The organism is Spirillospora sp. NPDC047418 (genome assembly GCF_040643275.1).
GTDB lineage: Bacteria > Actinomycetota > Actinomycetes > Streptosporangiales > Streptosporangiaceae > Spirillospora.
This window is the reverse complement of record NZ_JBEYTW010000016.1, coordinates 99,053-119,758: the sequence shown is the minus strand read 5'-3', so window position 1 is coordinate 119,758 and position 20,706 is coordinate 99,053. Positions and strand designations below refer to the sequence as shown.

Below are 20,706 nucleotides of genomic sequence, written 5' to 3'. Positions count from 1 at the left end.
AAACATCTCCGTCTTTTTAACGTTCACCCGGGAATTCCCGTAATCGCTGTCCGGAACCGGCGTCTCTTCGTGCGGTGGCAGGCGACCTCCGAGGGTTGTGGTGACATGCGGGCGGTGGGTTGGATGGCGTGGTGGTAGCGGGCGTGGACGCGCGGCCGGACGCCGACCTTCTGGCGGCCGCCGGAGAGGGCGACGAGCAGGCGTCGGACGAGCTGTTCCGGCGCCACCACACGGCGGTGCTGCGCTACGCGCGAGGGCTGGTCCGCGACCAGCACCTCGCCGAGGACCTGGCCAGCGAGGCGTTCACCCGGACGTTCGCGGCGATGCGGCAGGGCCGCGGCCCGCGCGACGCCTGCCGGCCCTACCTGTACACCGTCGTCCGGAACACGGCCACCGACTGGGCCCGCGGCGACCGCCGCACCGTCGTGACCGACCAGGTCGCCGACTGGGCCTCCGCCTCCGACGGCGGCCCTCACGACGGCGCCGTCGCTGATGTCGACGAACTGGACGCGCTCGTGCGCGCGTTCCGCTCCCTGCCCGAGCGGTGGCAGACCGTCCTCTGGTACACGGTCATCGAGGACGAGCCCGTCGCGCAGGTCGCGGAGCTGCTCGGCATGGAGAATGGCGCGGTCTCCCAGCTGTCGTTTCGCGCGCGCGAAGGGCTCCGGCAGGCGTTCCTCGCCGCCAGCGCCGGGGGACGCCCCGAATGCGCGGAGTTCACCGCCCAGCTCGCCGCGAACGTGCGCCGCCCCGGCCGCCGCCGCACCCGCGCGCTGCGCCGGCACCTGGAGTCCTGCCCCGACTGCCGGCGCGCGGCGACGGAGATGACCGACCTCAACGGGCGGCTGCGGCGCGCGCTGCCCGTCGGCGCCGTGCTGCTGGGCGCGCCGTCGGCGCCGTTCGGCCCGCTCGGCCCGCTCGCGCCGGCGGGGTCCGGGGCGGGCTGGGCGCTGCCCGCCGCCGTGGCGGGCGGCGTCGCCACCGGGATCGCGATCATCATCTTCGGCGCCGGCGGCGACGGCGCGCAGCCGCCCCGGCAGCCGGAGGCCGCCCCGCCGAGGCCCGCCGCGCCCGCTACCCAGACGCCGTCGGCGCCGCAGGACGTCCGCCAGCCCGACTACGCCGTCGCGACCCGGACTCCCGGCGCGGCCGCCGCGGCGCCCGGTGACGAGGCCGGCACGGCGTCCGGCGGGGGTCCCTACCGGGTGCGGAACACGACGCTGCAATCGTGCCTGGCGCCGAGCGGGACGGCGGTCGTCCAGCGTTCCTGCTCCAGCTCGGCGACCGGGTGGAAGCGCACGAACACCGGCGGCGGCTTCACGCTGACGAGCTCGTCCACCGGGGAGTGCATGAGCCGGGGCGAGGCGTCGGCGGGCGTCCCGTGGGAAGGGGGCAGCGAGTACTCGGTGGTCATGGCGCCGTGCGGCGGCCCGCACCAGGTCTGGACGCTGGAGCGGACCGCGCCGGGGGTCTACAAGCTCAGCAACGGCGAGGGGTACCACCTGCAGGCGAGCTGGTCCGGGCTGAAACCGGTGTCGTTGAAACCGTCCTCCTACGCGGGGATGGCGGCCCAGGGCTGGGCCGTCGAGGCGGCCGGCTGACCGCATCGGGCGCTCATCCGTAGCTGACGTCGTCGCGCGCGGAGGACGCGGGTTCGGTGTTGAGGGTGAGCCACGCGTGCAGCGCCATGTGCAGCTCCAGCCGGTCGGACGTCGTGTGGAGCGCGTCGCCGAACAGGTCCTCCAGCTGCCGCAGCCGGTACCGGACGGTCTGCGGGTGCAGGTGCAGGCGGCTCGACACCTCCGTGGCGTTGAACCCGCACTCCAGGCAGGTCAGCAGCGTCTCGGCCAGCCGGTAGCGCTGCGCCGGCCGGGCGCGCAGCAGCGGCCCGAGCCGCCGGTCGACCACCTTCTCGACCAGCACCCGCTCCCGCATCATCACGATGATCGGCATGTGCCGCTCGGCGGCCACCGGCGACGCGGCGGTGATCAGCCCCTGGCAGGCCAGCTCCAGGGCCTCGCGCGCCAGCCGCAGCGACGTGCCCGCGTCCGCGACCGCGACCGCGGGGCCGATCGCGGCCGTCCAGCCGTGCAGGTGCTTCTCCAGCATCCGGGCGCGGCCGGGGCCCTCCGGGTCGGGGACGATCAGGCACGGCTCGGCCAGGTGCAGGCCCGGCAGGACGTCCGGGGGCAGCGCCGGATGCCGCGTGTCGGGCCCGCGCTCGCGGAGGGCGACGGCGGCGACCGTGCGGGGCAGCGCCCAGTCCGCCTCCTGCGCCGGGCCGCGCAGTTCCTTGCGCGGCGAGCCGTCCAGCAGCAGTTCCAGCAGCCGCCGCCGGTGCTCGTGGCGCGCACCGGCGGCGCGGGCGGCGGCGTCCGCGTGGCCCTCGGCGACGAACGCGGCCAGCTGGTTCAGGTAGTCGAGGGCCGCGTTGGCGATCGCCGCGATGACGGCCGGGCTCGTCCGGTGGCCGAGCCGCTCGGCGCACTCGGTGAGCTGCTCCACCGCGAGACCCGTCCCGATCCGGGTCGCCGCCTGCCAGGCGTCCAGCGTCCGGCCCTCGCTGGCCTCCCCGACGCCGATCTGCCGCCAGAACTCCACCACCTCCGCCGAGGACGCGCCGGGATCGGCCATCAGCTCCAGGAAGTGGCCGATGGCGCACTCGACGCCCAGCAGCATCGCCTTGGCGTACCGGGGGTCGTGCGGCCGCGCGAACTCCGGCAGCCGCTGCTCGATCCGGCGAGCCCCCTCCCGGGCGATGCCCGGCACGTGCGCACGGAGATCCTCGGCGATCCGGGCGGCGCCCTCGAACGACAGATCGAGCTCGATCCGGCGAACGGGAAGGCGGACCACCTGGCTGAGGTCGGACATGGGGATCTCCTTCGGAACGACGTGCAGGAGAGACGGCGCATCCCCGGACCGATTACGCGCCTCGGCCGGAAAGTTCCGTCCGGGCCGCTCCTTCGGGCCGGGCGGCTCGCCCGTCCGGCCTGATCGCGGTGCGGACGCCGTAGGCTGGCCGGTATGGCGACGGAGGCGACCCCGAAGGCGCATGCCCGGAAGTGGAAGGACGAGTCACGGCTGGCGCTCGTCCGGCGTGCGCGCCGGATGAACCGGATCCTGGCCGAGACGTACCCGGACGCGCACTGCGAGCTGAACTTCGGGACCCCGTTCGAGCTCCTCGTCGCGACCGTCCTGTCGGCGCAGACCACCGACATGCGGGTGAACCTGACGACGCCCCTGCTGTTCTCCAAGTACCCCACCCCCGAAGACCTCGCGGCGGCCGACCCCGAGGACGTCGAGGCGATCCTGAAGCCCACCGGGTTCTTCCGCGCCAAGACGAAGTCGGTGATGGGGCTGTCCGCGGCACTGCGCGACCAGTTCGACGGGGAGGTCCCAGGGCGGCTCGAAGACCTCGTCAAGCTGCCCGGGGTCGGGCGTAAGACGGCCAACGTCGTCCTGGGGAACGCGTTCGACGTCCCCGGAATCACCGTCGACACCCACTTCGGCCGTCTCGCACGGCGTTTCGCCTGGACGACCGAAGACGACCCCGTGAAGGTCGAACAGGAGATCGGCGCACTCATCCCGCGCAAGGACTGGACGATGCTGTCGCACAGGCTCATCTGGCACGGCCGCCGGATCTGCCATGCCCGCCGTCCCGCCTGCGGGGCATGCCCGCTCGCCCGGCTGTGCCCGTCCTTCGGCGAAGGGCCGACCGACGAGGAGACCGCGCGCAAGCTCGTCAAACCGGGGCCGTTCTCATGACGGGAAGGAACGCGGCCGTTCCGAGGTTGGTACGAACGTGACCGACACCGCCCCCAGCTGGCTCGACCGTTTTCGCGAGGAAGGCCCCAAGACCCCGGTACCGCCGATGTTCCGGCCCGCGCCGGACGCCCGCGCCGCCGCCGTCCTGATCCTGTTCGGCGAGGGCCCGCAGGGCCCGGATGTCCTGCTCACCGAGCGCGCCGCCACCCTGAACAACCACGCCGGGCAGCCCGCGTTCCCCGGCGGTCGCATCGACCCCGAGGACGACGGCCCCGTCGCGGCGGCGCTGCGCGAGGCGCGGGAGGAGGCCGGCGTCGAGCCGGCCGGCGTGGACGTCCTGTGCACGCTGCCCGAGCTGTATCTGCCGCACAGCGCACACCGCGTCACGCCCGTCGCGGGCTGGTGGCGGGAGCCGTCGGAGATCGCGCCCGGCCATCCGGCGGAGGTCGCGCTGGTCGCGCGCGTCCCGCTGGACGAGCTGGTCGACCCCGCGAACCGGGTGATGGTGCGGCATCCGTCCGGGCTCCGGATGGGGCCGGCCTTCCACGTCCGCGACATGCTGGTGTGGGGGTTCACGGCGGCGCTGCTCACCAGCGTCCTGGACGCCGGGGGCTGGAACGCGCCGTGGGACACCTCCCGCGTCGAGGACCTGCCCCGCGAGGTTCTGGATCCCTCCGCCCGCGGCTGAGAATCTCCTCGACCGCCACCAAACCGGCACGGTTCGCGCGCGGCGCACATGATCCGCAGGTCAGCGCGGCGTTTCCGGAGAGTACGGCCCTGGTCACGGCCGCGTGTCACACCTGACGGCTACCCGGCGCACCCCAATCTGGTACATCGAGGGGACGTGAACCGGCGGCGCGGACCTATACGGTGAAGCGGTGCTGCACGACCACGTTCTCGACCTCATCCTGCTCGTGCTCGTCGTGCTGTTCGGGGTCTCGGGCTACCGGCAGGGCTTCATCGTGAGCCTGCTGAGCTTCGCGGGCTTCGTCGGCGGCGGCGTCGTCGGGGTGCTGATCGCCCCCCCGATCGCCGAGTCGGCGGTGGACGGGGCCGCGCAGCAGGCGCTGCTCGCCATCGTGATCGCGTTCCTCGCCGCCACCCTCGGGCAGCTGATCGCCTCGTCCGTCGGCGCGGTCCTGCGCAACCGGGTGACCGGGATGAACGCGCGCACCGCGGACGCGGTCGGCGGCACGTTCGTCAGCGCGATGTCGCTGCTGATCGTCGCCTGGTTCTTCGGCAGCCTGGTCGCCAACTCCGAGTTCAAGCCCGTCCGGACGCAGGTCAAGGGCTCCTCGATCATCAACGGCATCAACGACGTGATGCCGCAGCAGGCGCAGACGTGGTTCACCTCGTTCCAGGGGTTCGTGAAGAGCAGCGAGTTCCCGCAGGTGTTCAACGGCCTCGGCGGCGAGTCGGTGGTGCAGGTGCCGCCGCCGGACGAGTCCGTGCTGAGCACCCGGGGCCTGAAGGCCGCCAAGAACAGCATCGTGAAGGTGGTCAGCACGGCGCCGCAGTGCCAGCGCCGCATCGAGGGCACCGGGTTCGTGTTCGCGCCGCAGCACATCATGACCAACGCGCACGTCGTCGCCGGCGCGCGCGGGTCGTCCAAGGTGTCGACCATCAACGGCGACAGCAACCGGGGACGGGTCGTCCTGTACGACCCCAAGCGCGACGTCGCCGTGCTGTACGTGCCGGGGCTGCGGGCACCGGCGCTGGAGTTCGCCACGGAGGCCCGCGTCCGCGACGACGCGATCATCGCCGGGTTCCCGAAGAACCAGCCGTTCACAGCGGGCGCCGCCCGGATCCGCGCCCGGCAGACGGCGCGCGGCCCGGACATCTACCACTCCGGGCAGGTCACCCGCGAGATCTACGCCATCCGCGGCAAGGTCGAGCCGGGCAACTCGGGCGGGCCGCTGCTGTCCACGGACGGACGCGTCTACGGCGTCATCTTCGCGGCGGCGCTCGACACCGCGTCCACCGGCTACGCGCTCACCGCCGGGGAGGTCGCCCCCGACGCGCGCACCGGCGCCCAGGCCACCACCCCGGTCTCCACCCAAACCTGCTCCGACTGACTAGAGCGTGAGGCGGAGGGTGACGGGGCCGTTCTCGGGGCTTGCGGCCAGGTCTCGGGCGCGCTGGACGACTCCGCGTACGTTGATGCCGTGCGGAGGACCGGCCTCGTACGCGGCGAGGCGTTCGGCGGCGCGGGTCAGGAGCGCCTCAGCTCCGCCGGCGTTCCCCCGGCGGAGATGGGTTATCCCCACGGCGACCTGTGCCAGGCCACGCCAGAGTTCTCGTTCGGGCTCCGGGGCAGCTTTCCACACCGCCTCCAGGACTTCGTGGGCATGGAACGGACGGTCTGCGTCCAGGAGCCTTTGCGCCTCTTGCAACGCCTCACCGGGAGGCATGTCGAGGTCGTCCGGCATGGTGGGTATGCCGGTGGCACCGTGGGGCAATGGACGTCCGTAAGCGTCCCGTGGGCGTGCGTTGCGTGGGCGTCCAGACTGGTCCCGATCCCGCATGGCTCCACCGTACGCCCGGGGATGAGCGGTCAGGCTCCGGGTCGACGCTCGGGCTCCGGAGGCGGCGGTCAGACGCCGGGGTAGGGCCCGGGATGAGCGGTCGGGCTCGGGGTCAGCGGTCGGGCTCTGGGTCGGCGAGCCAGCCGAGGAGCTGTGCGTCGAACGCGCGCGGACGCTCCTGATGCGGGAAATGACCGGCGCCCTCGATGAGCTTCCAGCGGTAAGGGGCCGACACGTACCGGCCGGAGCCCTGGGCACTCGCCGGAAGTGAGCACGTGTCGAGCGCACCGTGCAACTGGAGCGTCGGTGCCTGGATGGGGGCGCGCATACGGTGCGCGTAGCGAATACCGTCCGGACGGGCCTGCGACCGGATCAACCAGCGGTGGTACTCGAGCGCGCTGTGGGCCGCCCCGGGGATCTGCACCGCCCTCCGCATGAGCTGCTCGGTGCGCTCGTCCGGCCAGCCCGGCCCGGACCAGTCGTGCAGGAGCCTGCCCACCAGCGCGGCATCGTCGCGGACGAGCCACCGTTCGGGCCACAGCGGCACCTGGAAGCCGAACGTGTGCCGCGCCGCCCACCCCTGGCCGCGCGGGTCGCCGGCGATGGCCTGCCGCAGCCGCAGCGGATGCGGGGCGCTCACCACCGCCAGCCGCTGGACGATCTTCGGATGGTAGACGGCCGTCGTCCAGGCGAGCAGCCCGCCCCAGTCGTGCCCGACGACGATCGCGTTCGCCTCGCCCAGCGCGCGGACGAGCCCGGCGGCGTCCCCGGCCAGCGTGACCAGGTCGTAGCCGCGCGGCGGCTTGTCGCTGCCGCCGTATCCGCGCAGGTCGACGGCCACCGCCCGGTAGCCGGCCGCGGGCAGCGACACCAGTTGGTCGTGCCATGACCACCAGAACCCCGGGAAGCCGTGCAGCAGCAGGACGAGCGGCCCCTCGCCGGCCTCGGCGACGTGGAAGCGCGTCCCGCCGGCGCTGACCTGCCGGTGGATCCACGGCCCGTCGACCTCGATCAGCGACCCGTCGTGCCCGGACATGGCGTCGGTCAGTCCGTCGGCTCGGTCTTGCGGGAGCCGCCCTTGGCGTCGATCGCCTTCGAGTCGCCGCGGCGCCGCAGGGCGGTGAAGTCGTCCTTCAGCGTCTTGCGGGTCCGCTTCGCGCCCTCGATCCGCTGGAGGATCTTCTTGGCGAGCCACATCAGGAGGGCGGCGAGCCCCGCGTAGACGCCCGCGACGATCAGGAACGCGGCCCACGGCCAGATGCCCAGCTCGGCGAGCCCCAGCGCGAACGCGATGGACAGCAGGATGACGATGAGCCCGCCCATCACCGCGGCGATGGTGAGCATCACGCTGCTGAGCGCGGCCTTCTTGGCGTCGGCCTTCAGTTCCATCTTGGCCAGGCTCATCTCGGCCCTGACCAGGTCGGAAATGCTGCTGGACGCCATCGCGACCAGTTCGCCGACGGACTTGTCCTCGATGCGCTCGCCCGGTAGTGCCTCGGACATATCGCTTTACTCCTTAGTGCGGGCGGGCGCGCACACGCACCCTTCTCGGGAAGACGGCCGCCGCGGCCGCCGCGGCGAGAACGCTCGCGATCAGGACCGCAGTGGTCACTCTCTCGAATTGTGACGGGTCGGTATAGGCCAAACCGCCGATCAGCAGCGAAACGGTGAAACCCACCCCGGCGAGGAACACGACGCCCGCGATCCCATGCCGGTGCAGGTCCTCCCGAGCGTCGCCAGGCCGAGCCGTACCGCCGCCCGGGCGCCGCCCAAGACTCCCACGAACCTACCGATCACCAGGCCGGCGCCCACGCCGAGCCCCGCGCAGGGGAACGGCCCGCGTCCCTGGGGCGCGGGCCGTTCTCGCGGGTCGGTCAGCCGTCGGACTTGGCGGACGGGAGCTTCTCGGAGATCAGGTCCATGACCGTGCTGTCGGCCAGCGTCGTGACGTCGCCGATGCTGCGGTTCTCGGCCACGTCCCGGAGCAGCCGGCGCATGATCTTGCCGGAGCGGGTCTTCGGCAGCTCCGGCACCATCATGATCTGCCGCGGCTTGGCGATCGGGCCGAGCGCCTTGGAGACGTGGTCGCGCAGCTCCTTGGCGAACTCCGGGCCCTCGACCTCCTCGCCGGCGCTGCCGCGCGGGATGACGAACGCGACGATGGCCTGCCCGGTCACCGGGTCGGTCGCGCCGACGACCGCCGACTCGGCGACCTTCGGGTGCGACACCAGCGCCGACTCCACCTCCGTGGTGGAGATGTTGTGCCCGGACACGAGCATGACGTCGTCCACGCGGCCGAGCAGCCACATGTCGCCGTCCTCGTCCTTCTTGGCGCCGTCACCGGCGAAGTACAGGCCCTCGAAGCGGGACCAGTACGTCTTGATGTAGCGCTCGTCGTCGCCCCAGATCGTCCGGAGCATGGCCGGCCACGGCTCCCGGAGCACCATGAACCCGCCGCCGCCGTTCGGCACCGACTGGCCCTGGTCGTCCACGACGTCCGCGGCGATCCCCGGCAGCGGGCGCATCGCCGCGCCCGGCTTCGCCGCCGTGACACCGGGCAGCGGGCTGATCATGATGGCGCCGGTCTCCGTCTGCCACCACGTGTCGACCACCGGCGTCTTGTCGGCGCCGATGTGCTTGCGGTACCAGATGTACGCCTCGGGGTTGATCGGCTCACCGACGGACCCGAGCACGCGCAGGGACGACAGGTCGTACTGCGCGGGGATGTCGTCGCCCCACTTCATGAACGTGCGGATCGCCGTGGGCGCGGTGTAGAAGATGGACACCTTGTACTTCTGGATGATGTCCCACCAGCGTCCCTTGTCGGGCGTGTCCGGCGTGCCCTCGTAGATGACGCTGGTCGACCCGTTGGCGAGCGGCCCGTACACGATGTAGGAGTGCCCGGTCACCCAGCCGATGTCGGCCGAGCACCAGTAGACGTCCGTTTCGGGCTTGAGGTCGAACACGGCCCAGTGCGTGTAGGCGCACTGGGTCAGGTAGCCGCCGGTCGTGTGCAGGATGCCCTTGGGGTTACCCGTCGTCCCGGACGTGTACAGGATGTAGAGCGGGTGCTCCGCGTCCATGGGCTCGGCGGCGTGCTCCTCGCTCTGCCGGTCGACGACGTCGTGCCACCACAGGTCGCGGTCGTGCTCGGCCACGTCCTCGCCGGTGCGGCGCACCACGAGGACGTGCTCGATCGTCGGCGTCTGCGCGACGGCCTCGTCCACGATGCCCTTGAGGTCGGACGGCTTGCCGCGGCGGAACCCGCCGTCCGCCGTGATAACGAGCTTGGCCTGCGCGTCGTCGATGCGGGTCCGCAGGGCCGCGGACGAGAAGCCGCCGAACACGACCGAGTGCGTCGCGCCGATGCGCGCGCACGCGAGCATCGAGATCGGCAGCTCGGGAATCATCGGCAGGTAGATCGCGACCCGGTCGCCCTTGCGGACGCCCAGTTCGAGCAGGGCGTTGGCGGCCCTGTTCACCTCGCGCTGGAGGTCGGCATAGGTGATCGTGCGGGTGTCGCCGGGCTCGCCCTCCCAGTGGAACGCGACCTTGGCTCCGCGTCCGGCCTCCACGTGCCGGTCCACGCAGTTGTAGGCGACGTTCAACTCGCCGCCCACGTACCACTTGGCGAACGGCGGGTTGCTCCAGTCGAGCACGTCGTCCCACCGCTTGGTCCAGGTGAGCCGGTCCGCCTGCTCCGCCCAGAAGGCAAGGCTGTCCTCGGACGCCTGCTCGTAGGCGTCGGCCTTGACGTTGGCTTCGGCGGCGAGATCGGCGGGCGGGGCGAAACGGCGCGTCTCCTGCAGAAGGTTCGACAGTGTCTCTTGGCTCTGGCTCAACGCGAAACTCCTTGCTAGGTGATGCGGGGTCGCCCGGTATCCCCACTTCACCAGGAAGGTCCCGGTCTTCACAAGGCCGGGATCCCTGATGTGGAAGACGAACTCGACCGGCCTCCACGCTGCGGACGGTGTTGTGATCCCCGACACAGCTGGCCTTCCCAGGTTCGCTATCCGGGAACCGCCTCCGTTCTACGCTTCTGCGGGGCGTTTCGCGAGTGCTTGTGCGGACCGCATAGGGTCGGGCCGTGACCGATGCCCTTGCTGATGTAGCGAAACTGCCCGGCGTGGACGGCGCCGTGGACGACGCGCGCAAAGCCGTCGACCGGCTGCTCGGCCATCGCATCCTGCGGCGGCGCAGTGCCGAGGTGTCGACGGAGTCCGCGCTGCGCGGCGCCCGTGCGTCCGCCGTCCTGGGCGGTGCGTCGGTCACGCTGGACGAACTCCGCACCACCGACCACCCGTCCGACCCCGTCGTGCAGGGCGCACTGCGCGTGTCGGCCGAACTGGGGACGTTGACGGAGACGTGGCGGAAGGCGCCCCGGCAGGCGCTCGCCCGTCTGCACGTCCTCGCGGCGGCGGATGCGGTCGACGGCGACGATCTGGGACGTCCGCGCTCGGCCGACACCGTCGTGCAGGACGTTCTCGCCCTCGGCGAACCGGCGTCGCCGTCGGAGGTGCCGGCACGCCTCGATGCGCTCAGCGGGCTCCTGACCTCCCCGACGAAAGCGCCGGCGCTGGTGGTCTCGGCCATCGTGCACGGCGAGTTGCTGACGCTGCGTCCGTTCGGGTGGGGGGACGGGCTGGTCGCCCGTGCGGCTCAGCGGCTCACCTTGGTGTCGCGTGGGCTCGACCCCAAGTCGCTGGTCGCTCCCGAGGTCGGGCACCTCGAACTGCAGGACGAGTACGCATCGGCGCTGCGGGACTACTCGTCCGGCACGTCCGAGGGTGTCGCGCGGTGGATCGTGCACTGCTCGTCCGCCATCGCCGCCGCCGCACGGGACTCGCAGGCGATCTGCGAAGCCTTCATGCGGGGCTGATCCTGTCGGTGGGTGCGGTCATGCTGGTCGGATGGCCGAACGCATGTATGGACGTCCTGCGCCACCCACGGAGACGACGATCTCGTCGGCGAACTGGGACTCGCGTGATCTGACGGGTGAGAACCACGAGAGCGTCCTGTTCGTGGATGTCGACATGACCGAGGCCAGCGGCGTCGGTGCCGCCTTCACCGACTGCACCTTCCGCGGAGTGCGTTTCAACGCGTCCACCCACACGGATGCGGCGTTCGTGAACTGCACGTTCGTTCGCTGCGGTTTCTTCGACGCCGCCTTCACCGGATGCAAGCTCGTGGGCAGCATGTTCGACGGCTGTACCTACGACCTGGTGAAGGTGAAGGGCGGCGACTGGTCGTTCACGGGTCTGCCAGGAGCCGACCTGCGCCGGGCATCGTTCACGGACGTGCGCATGCGCGAGGTCGACCTGACCGGCGCGCGTTGCGCGGGAGCGGAGATCCGTGGAGTCGACCTGTCGGGCGCGTTCCTTCACCAGGCGGACTTCTCCGGCTGTGATCTGCGCGGCACCGACATCTCCGCGATGGACCCGGTCACCACCGGGCTGAGGGGCGCGGTGATCGACCCGTATCAGGCGATCGTCCTGGCGACGTCCCTGGGCCTGGACGTCCGCGAGTAGGGATCCACGGGCGTTCGCGGGAGGGGGCCACAGGCGTCCGGTGGGAGGGGTCCACGGGCGTCCGCGGGCCCCAAGCGAACGGCGCCCCGCGCGGGGACGCCGTCGCCAGTCACGTCAGACCGGGTTACCAAGCGTGCACCTCAAATCCGTCGGATCGGGTCAAGCCCGTCTCGACGCGCCTCCCGCGGCTGGTCGCGCGTGGGTGCCCGGCTGCCGTGCTCGGACACATGGTCCGTAGATCCTGTCTACGCCCCATTCTCCCTGTTGACAAGCCCCTCTTCGGAAAGGCCGGCCCACTGTCGGAGCGCCGCGCCGGACGGGACACGGGTGCCTGATGGGGGCTTCGGGGGATATTCCGGACTATCCGTAACTCCCATCGCGGACCTGGAATTGATCACTCACTGTGATCGTTTCTTTTTGGCCGCCGATCGCGGATGCGGCCGGAAGGATCTTTAGATCTGCTGTACGCTCCCACTTCCGTCCCGATGCACTTCGTGTGCTCGGGCTCGGGACGCCCTGCCGTGGAGGGCATGGCGCCGTACGGCGCCCCGACGGGTGCATCCTGCCTGCCAGCGGAGAAAAATCACCATCTGGCGGGCGAGTTTGCGCCTCGACGGAACTCTCGGCGATCGGGCAGCATATGTTGTAACTGCCTAGACTGGAGTCAGCGAGTTTGCCTCTGCCATAGGGCTCACTTACGCACGGCATACCCTGAACTCCAACTGAGACTTTCCTGGAAACGGATCGGCTCTACCCCCCCGGAGCCGGCCCGTCCGGCGACCCCCGCTCTCCCCCCCGGCGGGGGTCGCCCTATCTTCGGCGGCGGGCGGCGGCGGCACCCCCGCCACCGCCCGCCCCCGACACCCACCGTCGGCGGTCCGCCGCCCGCCCCCGCTTGCCCTCGGCCTGCCGAAGTTATCCACAGTTCGTGGAACCGCGTCGCCCGTTGCGTCCCGGCACGCAAGGTGGATGTCTCCGAACGTCGAAGGAGCATCCGAATGAACCTCGCGGCATTGATCGTCACCGGCGACCCCGCCCTCGCCGACGGCCTGCTCCGGCTCGCGGCCGCCGCCGACGCCCACGCGGAGGTCGCCTACGGTCCAGACGAGGCCAGACCCGCCTGGACGTGGCCCGCCCTGATCCTCGTGGGCGCCGACATGGCCGCCGACGTGGCGTCCGCCGGCCTCCAGCGCCGTCCCGGCGTCGTCCTCGTCACCTCCGAGGGCGCCACCTCAGAGGCGTACCGCCTCGCGGTCGAGGCCGGCGCGCAGGACGTCGCCGTCCTGCCCGACCACGAGGACTGGCTGATCAACGCGTTCGCCGCCGCCTGCGAACCCGAGGGCGGCTGGGCCACCACCCTCTGCGTCGTCGGCTCGCGCGGCGGCGCCGGCGCCAGCGTCCTCGCCACCGCGCTCGGCCTCGCCGCCGCCGGCCAGGGCCTGCGCACCCTCCTCATCGACGCCGACCCGTTCGGCGGCGGCATCGACCTCATGCTGGGGCTGGAGGAGCACGAGGGCGTCCGCTGGCACGACCTGGCCGAACGCCGCGGCCGCCTGAACACCGCGACACTCCGCGAGACGCTGCCCCGCGCGGGCGACCTCTCCGTCCTGTCCTGGCGGCGGGGCGAACCCGTCCCCGTCTCCGACGAGGCCGTCCGCACCCTCCTCGACGCCGCCGCCCGCGGCTTCGACCTGGTCATCGCGGACGTCCCCCGCTACCCGGGTGACGTCGGCCGCGCCGCGCTTCGCGCCGCCGACGTCACGTTCCTGCTCGTCCCCGCCGAGGTCCGCGCGACGGTCGCCGCGGACGGCCTGGCCACCGCCCTCCGCCGCGACACCGCCGACCTGCGCCTCGTCGTCCAGGGCCCGTCCCCGGGCGGCCTCACCCCCGACGCGGTGGCTCAGGCCCTGAACCTGCCATCCGCCGGCACCTTCGACCGAGACCGGCGCCTCCCCACCGCCACCGACGAGGGCGCCCTGGAACGAGCCTGCCGCCGCGGCCCCCTGACGGACTTCTGCACCAAGACCTTGGCCGACCTGGCCCTCCAGCCCTACGCCTACCGAGAAGCAGCATGACCCACACCCCACGACACAGCGCCCCCACAATGCCGCGCCGCACAGCACGACAACGACGCGGCGCCCCACGACGCAGCGCTCCCAGCGCAACTCCTCCACGCCGCGGGGCCCCATGGCGCGGTGCTCCCAACGCAGCTCCCCCACGCCGCGGCGCCCCACGGTGTCGGCGCCACACGGCACGGCGCCTCATGATGCGGGCCCATGCTGCGGTGCCTCACGGCACGGCGTCGCCACGTCGCGGCTGGAAGGGGGCTGCATGAACAGGTTGTCGGACGCGGTGCGGGATCGGCTCGCCGGAAGTGGCGGGGAGGCGACAACAGGCCGGGTCGCCGCGGCATTACGCGCGGAGGAGCGGCTGCTCGGCGACCGTGAGGTGCTGGCGCTGGCGGACGAGTTATGCGCCGAGTTCGTCGGTGCCGGGCCACTGGAGCCGTTGCTGCGCGCCCCCGATGTCACCGATGTGCTGGTGAACGGGCCGGACGAGGTCTGGGCCGACACAGGCGCCGGCCTCGTCCGCACCCCGGTGCGCTTCACCGACGAGGCGACGCTGCGGCGCCTGGCTCAGCGCCTCACCGCCGCCGCCGGCCGCCGGCTCGATGACGCGGCCCCGTACGCCGACGCCCGGCTGCCGGGCGGGGTCCGGCTCCACGCTGTCCTGCCGCCGGTGGCCGCGGGCGGCACCTGCCTGTCCCTCCGGCTGCCCCGACGCCGCGCCTTCACACTGGACGAGCTGGTCACGGCCCAGACCGTCCCGCCCGAGGGAGCCGAACTCCTCGCCGCACTCGTCGAGTCCCGCGCCGCCTTCCTGATCACGGGCGGCACTGGTTCGGGCAAGACAACCCTTCTGAGCGGTTTGCTGTCCTTGGCGAATCCCGCTGAACGGCTGCTCCTCGTCGAAGACTCCGCGGAGCTGAAACCCGACCATCCGCACGTCGTGCGGCTTGAGGCTCGCCCGCCCAACATGGAGGGCGCCGGAGGCGTGACGCTGAACGACCTCGTCCGCCAGGCACTCCGCATGCGCCCGGACCGCCTCGTGGTGGGCGAGGTACGCGGCCGCGAGGTCGTGGTTCTGCTGCAGGCGCTCAACACGGGACACGAAGGCGGCTGCGGAACCCTCCACGCCAACACGGCCGCGGACGTTCCGGCCCGGCTCGAAGCGCTGGCCTGTGCGGCGGGCCTGAGCCGGGAGGCGGTCCACAGCCAGTTGGCCGCCGCACTGGACATCGTCGTCCACCTGGTGCGCGACCCGGGCGGAGGCCGCCGCCGCGTGGCCGAGATCTGCCTCCTGCACCGCGCGCCGGACGGTCTGGTCGGCGTTGTGCCGGCGATCTCCTTCACGGCATCCGGACAAGTCGTTCCAGCCCACGGCGCCGACGCCCTGCATGCTCGCCTGCGAGGGAACCGATGATCACCACACTCGCCGCGCTCTGCTCGGCGGCCGCCGTCTGGATGCTCCTGACCCCCGCCCCCGCCCTCCGCCGCATCGACCGCCTCGTGCCCCCTCCATCCAGCGACCTCTTGAGCGTCTTCAAAACCCGGATAGAGGCACTGCGGGAACGGAGAACCCTGCCGCGGCGCCGACGGACATCCGTCATCGAACTGTGCGACGCCATGGCCGCCGAACTGTCCGCCGGCCGGACCCCCGACGAGGCGTTCACAGCGGCCGCCGTCGTCCTGGACCCGCACATATCTCGAGAACTCCTCCACACCCCTCGCCCGCCGCCCGACCATCTGGACGAACTGGCGACCCGGCCGGGAGCGGAAGGGCTGCGCCTCCTGGCGGCCTGCTGGCGCATCGGCGCGGAACGCGGCGGCACCCTCGCCACCGTCCTGGACGGCCTTGCGGGCGCGCTCCGCGACGAAGAGGCCCAGCGCCAGGACGTGGCCGTCCAGCTGGCCGGCCCCAGAGCCACGGCCCGGCTGCTGGCCCTGCTCCCCCTCCTCGGCCTGGCGATGGCCGCGGCCCTGGGTGCCCATCCGATCCCGTTCCTCTGCACCACCCTCCCGGGCCTGGCATGCCTGATCACGGGCACCACCCTCAACCTGCTCGGCCTCCACTGGACCCGTCGCCTGGCCAAATCCGCCGAATCCCCCTACTAGCCACCCACACAACCCTTCCAAGCCCAAGCTCACCCCGAGTGGTGTTCGGGGTGCCGATCTTGCGTGGTGGCGAGACGTGGACAAACGGAGAGGCGGGTGAGTGATGACAGCGTTGGCGGCCGTGCTCTGCGCGGCAACTGCGGCGTTTCTTCTCCCTCGGAGGAAGTACGCCGCGGCGAAGAGATTGAGCGGCCAGTTCCGGGGGCGCTCACCAAGCTCCGAGGAGCCGAGCGGGCGGGACCCGCAGCGCTCCAGCCGGTGCGGAGCGGCTCCTGTCGCGCGGATGGACGACGTCGCGGGGATGGACGACAGGGAGGGAGGTCCGGAGAAATGGCGCGGGCGTGACGTCCTCCTTCGGCGTGCGGCTGCGGGTGCGGCAGGGGTGCTCTGCCTGGTGACGCTGGGCGGTGTGACGGGTGGCGTTGTCGGAGTCGTCGCCGCCGTGGCCGTCTGGTTCTCGTTCGGCCGCGTTGGGGGCGCGGAGCGCCGCCGCAGGAGGGCGCGGCTTGTCGCGGACCTTCCCGTCGCTGTCGACCTCCTGGCCGCATGCCTGCGCGGCGGCGCCCCATGGCATGACGCGGTGGCCGCGGTCGCGGACGCGGTCGGAGGCCCCCTCGGGGACGAGTTGCGCGCCGTCTCCGTCCAGATCCGGCTGGGTGCCGACTTGGCGGAGGCGTGGCTCGCGCTCACGCGGGAGCCGATGCTCGCGCCGCTCGCCCGTGCGGCGGTCCGTGCGGGGTCCACCGGGTCGGCCCTGGCGCCGTCCCTCGGCCGGCTCGCGCGCGACCAGCGCCGTACGGCGCGGGCGGCGGCCGCCGCGAGAGCCCGTGCCGCGGGCATCCGGGCGCTGGCCCCGCTCGGGCTCTGCTTCCTGCCCGCGTTCGTCCTCCTCGGCGTCGTCCCGGCCGTCGCGGGGATCGCCGCGACGATCCTCCTGCCCTGGTGAGCCGAGGTTTTCCACAGAATCGCGTTCGAGTGTCGTCCGGAGCCGCGGCACAGCAGCCTTGAGAAGAACCACGAGCGAAAGGAGCCCCATGCGGGCGATGAAGATGGTGGTGCAGCGGTGTTCCAGAATGTGCGGGGACCACGGGATGTCCACCGCGGAGTACGCGGTGGGCACCATCGCCGCGGCGGCCTTCGCCGGTCTGCTGTTCAAGATCCTGACGAGCTCACAGGTGAAGTCCCTGCTCTTACAGATCATCGAGAAGGCCCTCAAGATCGCGGGCTGAGGGATCGCGGGACCGTCACGGCGGAGATCGCCGTGGCGCTCCCCGCCCTCGTGCTGATCACCGCCGTCGCGCTGTGGGGCCTGTCCGCCGTGTCCACGCAGCTCACCTGCACGGACGCCGCCCGGACCGGTGCCCGCGCGGCGGCGCGCGGCGAGTCCCTCACCGCGGTCCGCGACCTCGTGGTGAGGGCGGTTCCGAAGGGGGCGACGGTGCGCGTCCGCCGCGACGAGACGACCGTCCTGGTGGACGTGTCCGTCCCTGTCGCGCCCCCTGCGGCCGTCGGCCTTCCGCCCCTGATCGTCCATGCCCACGTGGCCGCCGCGACAGAACCCGGCGGCGTCACGTTTCCGTCCGGAGACCAGGCAGGAGGTGGAGACCCAGGGCACTGAGACGTCCCGGCGGTGGAGAAGGCCAGTTCCCGCCTCTGAGCTGGGCTGCGGCCGGGTGTTGGGGAGCGTCCAGATGGCGGCTAGAAAGGGGTGACGTCGTGCCGTGGCCACAGTTGCGCGACACGGATCGGGGGTCGGGGACGATCTGGGTGCTGGCGTTCGCGGCCGTCGTATGGGTGTCCGGGGTGGCGGCGATCGCGGTGGGCGGAGTGCGGGCGGCGAGGCACCGGGGAGATGCCGCGGCCGACATGGCGGCGCTGGCGGCAGCCGCGCACGTCGCGCACGGCGATGAGGCCGCATGCCGGCGGGCCGCGGCCATCGCGGTCGAGTCCGGTGCCCGGCTGTCCGGCTGCCGGGTGAGCGGAGACATCGCCGCGGTCTCGGTGACCGTCCCTCTGGAGGTGCCGATGGGGATCGGGAACCTGCGAGTCGTTTCCCGGGCCAGGGCTGGCCCTGTGGGGCGGGACGGCGTACCCTGACGCGACACGGCTCGTTGCACTGGATGTCAATAGAGTGGGAGGAGTCGCGGAGGATGCGAACACGTTTCTCTTCGTCATCGTCCTGTGACTTCTGCTACCCGGTGGTACGTTACGCTGCCGTAAGCCCATAGTTACCACCGGACGCGTATGCCCCCCGCAGGCCCTCGGCGGGATGAGACGAGCAGGACGCTGTCGAAGGGATTGAGGCGTGACCATCATTCGCAGGATCGGTGCAGTCGCGCTCGCGGCGCCCCTTGCGATGAGCTTTCCCGTGCTTGCCGCCGTGCCCGCGCAGGCGGCCTCGACGAGTGTGATCACCCCGGCGGACGGGGCGGTCATCACCAGCGGGTCTCAGCTGACGGCCAAGGCGCACTTCGACTTCGCTGTCACCATGCAATTGCGGGTGGACGGCCCCGGAATCGGCGACACGTTCCTCGCGGAGAAGGGCCTCTCCGGTGACATGGCGGGCACCTTCCCGATCACCCGGAACGGCAGCTACAAGGTCTTCCTGAAGGGGAAGCAGACCGGGCACATCTACGACTCCAACACGTTCACCGTGCGGATCGCGCCGGCAGCTCCCACTGGAGTGGCCGCGAACGTGTCCGGCAAAAAGCTCGTAGTGAAGTGGAACCGAGGCCTAGAGGACGACCTCATCGGTTACGCGCTCTCCGGTTCCGGCGTGAAATCCAAGTCGGGCTCGGTCGGTTCCCTGTGCCAGGGGACCAGTTGCTCCGCCACGCTGTCGCTGACCCGGTCCCTCGGCGCCGTCTCGGTGGGCGTCCGCGCGAGTCGCTCCAACGGGACGGGCGGGTCGCTGTACTCGTCCACCGCCTCGGCCACCGCCACCGTGGGCGGCACTTCCGGAACGCTTCCCGGTGGTGGCACCGCACCGTCCCTGCCGTCCAACTCCAGCGTCCCCAGCGCCAACACGCCACTGACGCCGTTCAACAACGAGTCGCCGGTCACACTCCCGTCCGTCCAGCCGGACGGCGCGACGCCCGGCTTCGCCTACCCCGCGCCGCAGATCGCCACCGACTCGCCGAAGGCCCAGAACGTCGCTGCCACCGACCGGCTCCAATGGGGCAAGAGCGTCGGCATCGCGCTGATCCTGCTGATCGTCGCCGCCCACCTGGGAACCTGGACGCGCCGCCTGCGCGTCGCTCAGGCGGGCACCAGCAGCAACGGCATGGCGGCCCGGATCGCGCGGAGCGGCACCGGCCGCAAGCGGGTCAGGAAGTCCCAGCAGCAGATCGCTCGCGCCGAGGCCATCGCCAAGACGGCCCCCGTCCTGTCCGACATGAAGCACGCGAAGCCCGCCGGCAAGTCGTCATCCAAGACCAAGCCCGCCCGCCGCCCCGCGACTCTCGGCAAGGGCTCCAGCGGAGTGAACGTCCGCCTCGCCACACCCACCCCCGAGAACAAGCCCAAGCGCAACCACCGCCGCAAGTAACCACACGCCCCGGCGCCCGAGCCCGCTGCAGCCGCGTGCCTTGGTGTTCGGGGCGCCGCGGGTAACCGCACGGTCCGGCATTCGGTTTGCCGCGAGTGACCGCGCGCTCCGGCGTCTGGGCCGCTGCGGGTGGCCGGGTGCCCTGGTGTTTGCGACGCCGTGGGTGGGTGCATGTCTGGGCGCCCGGGACGCTGCTTGTCGCGCGTGCTCTGGTGTTCGGTTTGCTGCGGGTGGCCGCGTGTGCGGGTGTTCGGGCGTCGCTGCGGGTGGTTGTTTGCCCGGCGACGCTGTGGGTGGCCGCGTGGGGTGGGGTCTGGGGTGTTGTGAGTTGGCGTGTGCGCTGGTTTTCGGGGTGTTGTGCGTCGTGGTCTTTCGGCTTTCGGGGGGCTGCGGGTGGTTGCGTGGCTTGGTGGTCGGGGCGTGGGTTTGGAAGGTGTGCGGCCGACTGGTGCGATGCGGCGTGTGTTTGCTTGCGGTGGTGTGGGAGGGCTGGCGGGGGTTTGGGTAGGGGTCTAGGCTGCGTTGCCAGTTGGCTTGCCCGGATCGTCCGGCTATGCGTCCTGTCGTCCGAGACCTCGGCCCTGTTCTGTTCGGGCCGGATGGAGAGGAGACCTCCGCATGATCTTCCTGGGGCTGATCGTTGCGCTCGCCGCCGGTGCGGTGGGTGTCGCCGTGGTGCTGGACAACTCGGGCGGCGCCCAGATGTCCGTGTTCGGCGACGGGATTCCAGGGGTCACGCAGGAGTGGCACGTCTTCATGGCCGGTGCCGTGGTGGCGATCGTGTTCATGGCCGGTGTGATGGTGGCGACGCTGGGGCTCCGGCGGGCGATCGACATGCGGCGTGAGCTGCGGGACCTGCGGGAAGAGCACGAGGAGTCCCTGCAGACGCTGGAGATGGAGCGGCGCAAGCTGCAGCAGGCGCTCGCCCAGGCACGCCGCGGGATGGACGACCGGCCTTCGGTGCCGGCCCAGCGCGTCGCGCCGAACTGACGGCAGGGCCCGGCGGGGCCCGGCGGGGCGGTGGTCGTGGGCCGGTGGCTCTGGCCGTGCCCGGGGCGATGACCTGCACTGTGGTCGGAGTGGCGGCCTGCGCGCTCTTGGAATCTGTCCGTGGTGGCGCCGCGAGTGGGCTTGCCAGTGTGCGGTGGGGGCGTGGCTGGGGTCCG

At 71.9% G+C, this 20,706-nt stretch carries 21 protein-coding genes; 15 read left to right on the top strand and 6 right to left on the bottom strand.

Going from position 1 to position 20,706, the window contains the following annotated elements; all coding sequences use genetic code 11:
* Positions 1-128 precede the first annotated feature (128 nt).
* Complete coding sequence (locus ABZ806_RS13390) at positions 129-1,601, top strand: sigma-70 family RNA polymerase sigma factor (RefSeq protein ID WP_500217269.1); 1,473 nt, start codon at positions 129-131, stop codon at positions 1,599-1,601.
* Between the two features lie 13 nt (positions 1,602-1,614).
* On the opposite strand, the gene ABZ806_RS13385 is transcribed toward ABZ806_RS13390, so the two are convergent.
* Positions 1,615-2,871, bottom strand: a complete 1,257-nt coding sequence (locus ABZ806_RS13385) for a PucR family transcriptional regulator (RefSeq protein ID WP_500217267.1) — start codon at positions 2,869-2,871, stop codon at positions 1,615-1,617.
* A gap of 153 nt (positions 2,872-3,024) precedes the next feature.
* Here ABZ806_RS13385 and nth point away from each other — a divergent pair, with 153 nt between their 5' ends.
* From nth to ABZ806_RS13370, 3 genes are all read left to right on the top strand, one after another.
* The gene (gene nth / locus ABZ806_RS13380; protein WP_500217266.1) at positions 3,025-3,765 is read left to right on the top strand and encodes an endonuclease III; all 741 of its coding nucleotides are present in this window, start codon (positions 3,025-3,027) and stop codon (positions 3,763-3,765) included.
* A gap of 37 nt (positions 3,766-3,802) precedes the next feature.
* Positions 3,803-4,453, top strand: coding sequence for an NUDIX hydrolase (locus ABZ806_RS13375; protein ID WP_500217264.1), 651 nt, complete (start codon positions 3,803-3,805; stop codon positions 4,451-4,453).
* 190 nt (positions 4,454-4,643) lie between these two features.
* Entirely contained in the window at positions 4,644-5,840 is a 1,197-nt protein-coding gene (locus ABZ806_RS13370; protein WP_500217262.1) for a MarP family serine protease, read from the top strand.
* Here the strand turns inward: ABZ806_RS13370 and ABZ806_RS13365 are convergent, their stop codons facing one another.
* The 5 genes from ABZ806_RS13365 to acs form a co-directional block, all read right to left on the bottom strand.
* Entirely contained in the window at positions 5,841-6,194 is a 354-nt protein-coding gene (locus ABZ806_RS13365; protein ID WP_500217261.1) for a DUF309 domain-containing protein, read from the bottom strand.
* Between the two features lie 208 nt (positions 6,195-6,402).
* The gene (locus ABZ806_RS13360; protein ID WP_500217259.1) at positions 6,403-7,326 is read right to left on the bottom strand and encodes an alpha/beta fold hydrolase; all 924 of its coding nucleotides are present in this window, start codon (positions 7,324-7,326) and stop codon (positions 6,403-6,405) included.
* A gap of 8 nt (positions 7,327-7,334) precedes the next feature.
* The gene (locus tag ABZ806_RS13355; protein ID WP_500217258.1) at positions 7,335-7,793 is read right to left on the bottom strand and encodes a phage holin family protein; all 459 of its coding nucleotides are present in this window, start codon (positions 7,791-7,793) and stop codon (positions 7,335-7,337) included.
* A gap of 13 nt (positions 7,794-7,806) precedes the next feature.
* Entirely contained in the window at positions 7,807-7,968 is a 162-nt protein-coding gene (locus tag ABZ806_RS13350; RefSeq protein ID WP_500217303.1) for a Na+/H+ antiporter NhaA, read from the bottom strand.
* Positions 7,969-8,164: 196 nt separating this feature from the next.
* Positions 8,165-10,132, bottom strand: coding sequence for an acetate--CoA ligase (gene acs, locus ABZ806_RS13345; protein ID WP_500217256.1), 1,968 nt, complete (start codon positions 10,130-10,132; stop codon positions 8,165-8,167).
* Positions 10,133-10,377: 245 nt separating this feature from the next.
* Here acs and ABZ806_RS13340 point away from each other — a divergent pair, with 245 nt between their 5' ends.
* The 11 genes from ABZ806_RS13340 (at position 10,378) to ABZ806_RS13290 (ending at position 20,530) form a co-directional block, all read left to right on the top strand.
* Positions 10,378-11,169, top strand: coding sequence for a Fic family protein (locus ABZ806_RS13340; protein WP_500217254.1), 792 nt, complete (start codon positions 10,378-10,380; stop codon positions 11,167-11,169).
* Between the two features lie 31 nt (positions 11,170-11,200).
* A complete protein-coding gene (locus ABZ806_RS13335) occupies positions 11,201-11,818 on the top strand; it encodes a pentapeptide repeat-containing protein (RefSeq protein ID WP_500217252.1) in 618 nt (205 codons plus the stop codon).
* Between the two features lie 998 nt (positions 11,819-12,816).
* Positions 12,817-13,893 carry a septum site-determining protein Ssd gene (gene ssd / locus ABZ806_RS13330; protein ID WP_500217251.1) on the top strand — a complete coding sequence of 359 codons (1,077 nt, stop codon included), beginning with the start codon at positions 12,817-12,819 and terminating at the stop codon, positions 13,891-13,893.
* 256 nt (positions 13,894-14,149) lie between these two features.
* Positions 14,150-15,301, top strand: coding sequence for a TadA family conjugal transfer-associated ATPase (locus ABZ806_RS13325; RefSeq protein ID WP_500217249.1), 1,152 nt, complete (start codon positions 14,150-14,152; stop codon positions 15,299-15,301).
* Entirely contained in the window at positions 15,298-15,993 is a 696-nt protein-coding gene (locus ABZ806_RS13320; RefSeq protein WP_500217247.1) for a type II secretion system F family protein, read from the top strand. The genes ABZ806_RS13325 and ABZ806_RS13320 overlap by 4 nt, the downstream gene beginning before the upstream one ends.
* A gap of 409 nt (positions 15,994-16,402) precedes the next feature.
* Positions 16,403-16,939 carry a type II secretion system F family protein gene (locus tag ABZ806_RS13315; protein WP_500217245.1) on the top strand — a complete coding sequence of 179 codons (537 nt, stop codon included), beginning with the start codon at positions 16,403-16,405 and terminating at the stop codon, positions 16,937-16,939.
* A 97-nt stretch (positions 16,940-17,036) separates the two neighbouring features.
* Positions 17,037-17,222 (top strand): DUF4244 domain-containing protein, encoded by a 186-nt coding sequence (locus tag ABZ806_RS13310; protein ID WP_500217301.1) that lies wholly within the window; start codon positions 17,037-17,039, stop codon positions 17,220-17,222.
* Positions 17,219-17,611, top strand: a complete 393-nt coding sequence (locus tag ABZ806_RS13305) for a TadE family type IV pilus minor pilin (protein ID WP_500217300.1) — start codon at positions 17,219-17,221, stop codon at positions 17,609-17,611. Before ABZ806_RS13310 ends, ABZ806_RS13305 begins: the two co-directional genes overlap by 4 nt.
* 113 nt (positions 17,612-17,724) lie before the next feature.
* Positions 17,725-18,090, top strand: a complete 366-nt coding sequence (locus tag ABZ806_RS13300; protein ID WP_500217243.1) for an Rv3654c family TadE-like protein — start codon at positions 17,725-17,727, stop codon at positions 18,088-18,090.
* Positions 18,091-18,361: 271 nt separating this feature from the next.
* On the top strand, positions 18,362-19,540 hold the full coding sequence (locus ABZ806_RS13295) for a hypothetical protein (RefSeq protein WP_500217241.1): 1,179 nt from the start codon (positions 18,362-18,364) through the stop codon (positions 19,538-19,540).
* 618 nt (positions 19,541-20,158) lie between these two features.
* On the top strand, positions 20,159-20,530 hold the full coding sequence (locus ABZ806_RS13290; RefSeq protein ID WP_500217239.1) for a hypothetical protein: 372 nt from the start codon (positions 20,159-20,161) through the stop codon (positions 20,528-20,530).
* The last annotated feature ends 176 nt before the right edge of the window (positions 20,531-20,706 follow it).